This is a genomic window from Sphingobacteriales bacterium (assembly GCA_012517435.1).
GTDB lineage: Bacteria > Bacteroidota > Bacteroidia > CAILMK01 > JAAYUY01 > JAAYUY01.
Genome location: JAAYUY010000026.1, coordinates 1 through 6,697, shown reverse-complemented (window position 1 = coordinate 6,697; position 6,697 = coordinate 1). Strand labels below are relative to the sequence as shown.

Genomic DNA, 6,697 nt, shown 5'->3' with positions numbered 1-6,697 from the left:
CCGTTCCGGAAAAGAGAAACACGCATTTTATATACCGGCTTTTCGGCTTCGTATCCCGACATCACTGTTCCCAGATGAACCTTTTTGTTTTTAAGTTCCTTGCCTTTTCCAAGGAAAATATTGTTCAGATTGCCGTCAACAAGCCTTTTCCCGGGAGCCTTGACGAAACTGTATAGCTGGCTCCCCGCCAGATCACTGACACTGATACTGATGTTATCATTGTCTTCCTTGATAAAATAAACAATTTCTTCCTCAAAATTTTTATGCATATTTCCTTATTTTACGAATTTCATAAATCTGGCACAAAGGTATCATGTCGCCAAAGCCAAAACAATAGATACTTCGTAAGTGTGTATTAATTTGCCCAAAAGCGTGTCGAAAATTGGAGTAAGTGTGTCATTGCCGGAAAACATCTTTTATTTCATCAGGGTGAAAAACTTCGCTGATGCAACATAATGTGCTCAAAACGGAGTGCTTTGCCCATCCGGCATCTTCTCTTCTGATTTTCAGGAAATTCAGCTCGTCAGGAAATACGAAAATGAAATTCAGTTCAGTCTATCCTTGAGATGAAGTTTAACAGTATGCCAGTTGATTTGTTTAATAAGCAGGCAATCGGCAATCATCACCAGACACAAAAAACGCATCACCCGTCACTCATCACCCATCACCATTCTTTCCTGCCTGAAGCTGATGAGCAAAAGTCCGGTGAAAGTTATTAATCCATTGAGAATGAGCAGTTCATATCCGAATTTATATCCCCCCAACCATTGGGATGAATGCTGGTTGATAAAGTAACAAATGATCGGTGAGAGCAATGCAATAAGGGGGACAAGGAAATTATTTCTCAGTTGTCTGCGTGTCAGAAGGCCGAAGGCAAAAATACCCAGCAATGGGCCGTAGGTATAGCCTGCAGCAATAAAAATAGCATCAATGACGCTGGTGTTGTTGATGGCACGAAAGGCAAGAATAACCAGCAGCATGACAGCAGAAATACCCAAATGAACCTGTCTGCGTATGCGTGTCTTTTTTGTTTCATCATTTAGCTTCTGAATTTCAAGCACATCTACGCTAAAGGAAGTGGTAAGTGCTGTCAGGGCTGAATCGGCACTGGAATAGGCGGCTGCAATGATTCCGATGATAAAGAAAATACCTGCACTGATATTTAAATATCCGCCAGTGGCTATCATTGGGTACAGGTCATCACTTTTTTCAGGCAAAGGAATCTGATATTTTTCTGCAAAAATAAAAAGGAGGGCACCAAGCGACAGAAAAATAAGATTGACAGGGAGTAAGAGCAATGAAAAAGTAAACATATTTTTCTGAGCTTCACGGATGTTGCGGCAGCTCAGATTTTTCTGCATCATATCCTGGTCGAGGCCGGTCATGGCAATAGCAATAAAAGCTCCGCCAACAAAATGTTTCCAGAAAAAGTGCTTTTCCTGCCAGTTGTTGAAATAAAACATTCCGGAATAGTCGCTGTGGTAAATGGTGGCAATAAGTCCTTTCAGGTTCAGACCGAGTTGCTGGCTGATGATGATAACGGTCAGGACAACGGCTGTGATGAAAAACAATGCCTGAAGCGTATCTGTCCAGATGATGGTTTTTATGCCTCCTTTGTTGGTATATAGCCAGATCATGAGGATGGACAGGATGACCGTAACCACAAACGGAATATGCCACCTGTCGAGGATGGTGATTTGCAGCACATTGGCTACCAGATACATACGTGCTGAAGCGCCAAAGGTTCTGGAAAAAAGAAAGAAAACAACACCTGTTTTATATGCCCATTTCCCAAAACGTTGTTCCAGATAAGTATAGATGGAAGTTACATTAAGCCTGTAATAAAGCGGCATCAGTACTGTCCCGATGACCAGATATCCGATTAAATAGCCAAAAACAACCTGCATATAGGAAAAATGGGTGGCGCCAACCCAGCCGGGAACGGAAATAAAGGTTACTCCCGAAATGGATGCACCTATCATTCCGATGGCCACTATGTACCATTTCGATTGACGGTTTCCGATAAAAAATGAGGCATTGTCGGCATTTCTGGATGTAATCCCTGAAACTACCAGCAAAATGGCAAAATAGCAAACTATGATCAGGCTGATAAGTATTGGAGACATAGGATAAATTTATGACCATTTGACGAACCGGCAAAAATACTTATATTTCCATAGCGGGAATTCTGAATTGCCAGGGAAAGGAATCCTGTTGGCAGACCAGGTGCAAACAAAATTGAAAAAGAATTCAAAATCAGTTACCTATGCCCGATTCAGAACATCCCTGACTAAATCATACAATAATTTCCGGATAAATTTTTTCCCCTCGTCTAACTTTTTTCATTTTCCATTTGCAACACATTAAAATTCCTATTTTTGCCATGTCATAATTTTAAGTTTAGACCATTTAACCCCAAAAAGGATATGGAAATAGAATCAAAAGTGGTGTTAACGGATGCCTCAAGGCTGATCATTGAGGGTTTGGCAAGGGCAGGAGCCGACAGTTTTATTGGTTATCCGATAACCCCTGCCAATTTACTGTATTATTACGCTTCCAAACGATTTCCGTTCATGATGCCAGCACCTGACGAAATCACAACCATGCAGTGGATGAGCGGTTTATCTGCCTCGGGACGACTGCCGGTAACTGCCACTTCTTTTCCCGGTTTTGCCCTGATGATAGAATCTGTCAACATGGCTTTTATGATGGAACTGCCGATGGTGATAGTACTGGCACAGAGGCTTGGACCAGCCACCGGAACGGCTACCTGTGGTGCTCAGGGGGATCTCAGCTTGCTTCATGGCATGATTTCGGGAGGACATCAGATCCCTGTTATTTGTATTTCAGACTTTTATGATGCATGGACACTTGCAGCTGAGGCAGTCAGAACGGCTGTCAGACTGAGAACACCGGTCGTTCTTCTGACTTCAAAAGAAATGGTGATGACCCACAGAAGCTTTAATCTGAGCGAGCTTGAAAATATTAAAAAGGTTAAGGTAAAGGAATACAACAAGGAAGCACCTTACAAACCCTATCAGCCGGAAAAAAATCTGGTGCCTCCCTTTTTACATGCCGGTAACGATAAGCATCAGGTCAGGATAACAGCTTCTACCCATGATATGTCGGGTATTTTACAGCACAGCACCGAAGAAGCTCTGGCCAATACCATACGTCTGGATAAAAAAAGTGCAGAAAACATTGAAGAATTCATACATTTCGACTATTTTTACGAGCAAAAGGCTGAAACCATTGTCGTTACTTATGGAATTACTGCTGCAGCTGCTACCGAAGCCTGTGAAATGGCTGACGATGAAGGAATTAAAGTGTCTTTGCTGGTGGCCAAAACCCTGTTGCCTGTACCAAAATTATATTATGATTTTCTTTCCAGATACAAGAGGGTAGTTTTTTGTGAGGAAAACCTGAACGCACAATTTGCAAGAATAATCTACGGAGACAGGCTTCCTTCCCATGTCAGCCATGTAGGAGCCATCGGCAAAATGATTTCTCCCGAAGACATTTTAAAAGCATTGAAATGAGTAAGTTTTTAAATTCAGAACATCTGCCGTTCTGCAAGGGATGCGGACACGACCAGATTGCCAAACATACCGCTAAAGCATTGGAGAACATGGGATTAAGTCCATTGGATGTCATTATTGTTACGGATATTGGCTGCCATGGAATCATAGACGCATCGCTGAACACTCATACCGTTCACGGCCTGCACGGACGTTCGGTGGCTCTCGGGGCAGGAATTGCCCTCGGAAAAAAGGAAAAACACAAGAAAATCATTGTTTTCATTGGTGATGGTGGCGTAACCATCGGCCTTCAGCATTTACTCGAAGCCAGCAGACTGAACATTGACATGACTGTTATCATTCACAACAATTTTCTGTATGGAATGACAGGCGGACAAACCAGCGGACTGACGCCAACAGGTTTTAATACCACCACTTCGCCACATGGCAATACCTTCGCCCAATATGATATATGTGAACTGGTTCATAAAGCCGGTGCCTCCTATGCCAGCAGGATCATTGGCATTGGCGACTATTCTGCAAAACTGGAGGAAGCATTCAGAATTGAAGGATGTAGCATTGTCGAAGTTTTTGAGGTATGTACCGGTTATGGTGTTAAATTCAATCCCGGACGGAAACTCAGGGAGGTTGTTGAGGCATCGGGAAAGACTGAACAGGTGTGGCGCAACGAAAGGCCGCCTTTTGCTGCTGTTTTCAGAGAAAAGGCCGCTTCCTTACTGGATGAACTTAAAACCGTAAGTGCCATTGAACCCGGCCCTCTTTCTGAGCCTGTTCGCCTGATTATCAGTGGATCGGCTGGAGAGGGTGTTCAGTCGGCTGCTTCTTTACTGGCCAAACTGGCCATTGAGACTGGTTATCAGGTTACCCTGAAGGGCAGTTATCCGGTTACAGTAGGGGTGGGCTTTTCAACAGCCGAAATCATTATTTCACCTGAAGAAATTTTGTATCACGGCACAACAATTCCGGATATGGTCATTATCACTTCTGCAGATGGATTAAAACATAACCTTAAGAAAATCAAGAATATGAAGCAGGGGAAACTCCTGATTGATGCCAGCCTCGAAGCCCCTCCGACTGGCGCAGAGGTGAAATACATCGATTTCAGGTCGCATGGAGATAAACTGGCGGTATTGGTTGCCTTGCTTCATTTTGCCAAAGAAAGCAAGGTGGTGGGTATTCCGGAAATGAAAGCGGCCATTCAAAACAGCAGGGGAGCTGAAAAAATCCTGAACCTTGAAATTTAAATAAATTGGAACAAATAAAAATCATTCTCAAGCATAAAATTTTGAATTATGGAAGTAAGAAAATTTAATTATCCCGATTATTTTCTGGTGGATGAACTCTTAACAGATGAACATAAAATAATCCGCAGCTCAGTCAGAGACTGGGTGAACAGGGAAGTAATGCCCATCATTGAAGAATGTGCACTGAAACATGAAGCTCCCATGCATCTGGTCAGACAGATGGGAGAGCAGGGTATTTTCGGCCCTTTTATTCCTGAAGAATACGGAGGAGCCGGCCTCGACCACATTGCATACGGAGTTATCATGCAGGAACTTGAACGCGGTGACTCAGCCATACGCTCAACGGCTTCGGTACAAACTTCTCTGGTGATGTATCCCATCTTTACCTTTGGCTCGGAAGAGCAAAAGCGGAAGTATTTGCCCAGGCTGGCTACCGGTGAAATTCTCGGTTGTTTTGGCCTGACCGAACCCAATCATGGTTCAGACCCCGGCAGCATGGTAACCCATTATGAAGATAAAGGGGATTATGTATTGCTGAACGGAGCAAAAATGTGGATTACCAATTCGACAGTTGCCGATATTGCTGTGGTTTGGGCAAAAGATGAAGAAGGTGTGGTCAGAGGACTGATAGTCGAAAAAGGGATGGAAGGCTTTACTGCACCTGAAACCCACAACAAATGGTCATTGAGAGCTTCGGTTACAGGAGAGCTGGTATTCGATAATGTTAAAGTTCCGAAAGAAAACATTTTTCCGAATGTGAAGGGATTAAAAGGGCCTTTAATGTGCCTTAATTCAGCACGTTATGGAATAGCCTGGGGCGTTATCGGTGCTGCTGCCGAATGCTATGATGTGGCTTTGAAATATTCTCTGGAACGCCATCAGTTTGGAAAACCTATTGCCAGCTTTCAGCTCACACAGAAGAAACTGGCAGAGATGCTGACTGAAATTACCAAGGCTCAGTTGCTGGCCTGGCGTTTAGGGGTCCTGAAAAATGAGGGCAAAGCAACCGCACAGCATATTTCAATGGCAAAAAGAAATAATGTCAGAATTGCATTGGAAGTTTGCCGTGAGGCACGTACCATACTCGGAGCCATGGGCATTACCAGCGACTATCCCATCATGCGTCATATCATGAATCTGGAGTCGGTATTTACCTACGAAGGAACCAATGATATTCACTACCTGATCACAGGGCATGATATTACGGGGATAGCTGCTTATAAATGATGGCGGCTGCTGCATGTTGACTCCTGTCTGCCAATTGCAGATTGATAAGATTGGTGTTTTAATGAGATGAAGTTTTGTTTGGCCGACTGACAATGAAGACTTAGCGGCCTATTTGCTGAATTTTTTGATACTTTTTTACTGAAATCAGGCACAAGGCAGTCAATAAGCAGGCAATTGGCAGTCTTCAGTTGGCACGGAAAACACGGAATGCGGAATATGGAATCAGGCAGTCTTCAGTAAGCACGGAAATCCTAAATCCGGAATTTTGCATTCATCACTTAAAACCCATCACACATCACTCATCACCCATATCTGACCTATCTTTCCTGCAATACCTTGAATATCAGCCAGTTCGTCTGAAGATGGGTGTTCTGAAATTTTTCGCCAATCCGGATATATTGGCAGTTATTATTCTTGTACCAGCCTTCACTCCATGTTCCCATGTCGAGGTAAATGGCATCTGTAACGCCAATTTCAAGCAATGCCTGTTGAAAATCAACAATTCTCAGCGGATCAACACTTTCTGCGACAAACATATTTCCTTTTAGCTTGACCAGTGCCCTCCTCATGTTTTTCTTTTCCTTAAACAAAGTGCAGGGATAGATTCCGGAATGATAAACGAGAAGACTTTGCTGAAAAAAATTCATTTTTCTTTCCTGAATAAAAGAGATCAAAGCGGAATCAATT

General features: G+C 43.2%; 6 protein-coding genes. 3 read left to right on the top strand and 3 right to left on the bottom strand.

What is annotated here, in order from left to right; genetic code table 11:
* Together GX437_01550 and GX437_01545 are read right to left on the bottom strand one after the other, a co-directional pair.
* Positions 1–269 (bottom strand): hypothetical protein (locus GX437_01550; GenBank protein ID NLJ06333.1); only part of this gene is annotated, 269 nt, incomplete at its 3' end.
* Between the two features lie 381 nt (positions 270–650).
* Positions 651–2,126, bottom strand: coding sequence for a sodium:solute symporter (locus GX437_01545; protein NLJ06332.1), 1,476 nt, complete (start codon positions 2,124–2,126; stop codon positions 651–653).
* Between the two features lie 300 nt (positions 2,127–2,426).
* Between GX437_01545 and GX437_01540 the strand changes: the two genes are divergently transcribed.
* Genes GX437_01540 through GX437_01530 form a run of 3 tightly spaced genes read left to right on the top strand, consistent with a single transcriptional unit; the run spans position 2,427 to position 6,010 of the window.
* Positions 2,427–3,539 (top strand): hypothetical protein, encoded by a 1,113-nt coding sequence (locus tag GX437_01540; protein NLJ06331.1) that lies wholly within the window; start codon positions 2,427–2,429, stop codon positions 3,537–3,539.
* On the top strand, positions 3,536–4,783 hold the full coding sequence (locus tag GX437_01535) for a hypothetical protein (GenBank protein NLJ06330.1): 1,248 nt from the start codon (positions 3,536–3,538) through the stop codon (positions 4,781–4,783). Before GX437_01540 ends, GX437_01535 begins: the two co-directional genes overlap by 4 nt.
* A 48-nt stretch (positions 4,784–4,831) precedes the next feature.
* A complete protein-coding gene (locus tag GX437_01530) occupies positions 4,832–6,010 on the top strand; it encodes an acyl-CoA dehydrogenase (protein ID NLJ06329.1) in 1,179 nt (392 codons plus the stop codon).
* A gap of 317 nt (positions 6,011–6,327) precedes the next feature.
* Here the strand turns inward: GX437_01530 and GX437_01525 are convergent, their stop codons facing one another.
* A complete protein-coding gene (locus GX437_01525; GenBank protein ID NLJ06328.1) occupies positions 6,328–6,657 on the bottom strand; it encodes a hypothetical protein in 330 nt (109 codons plus the stop codon).
* Positions 6,658–6,697 lie beyond the last annotated feature (40 nt).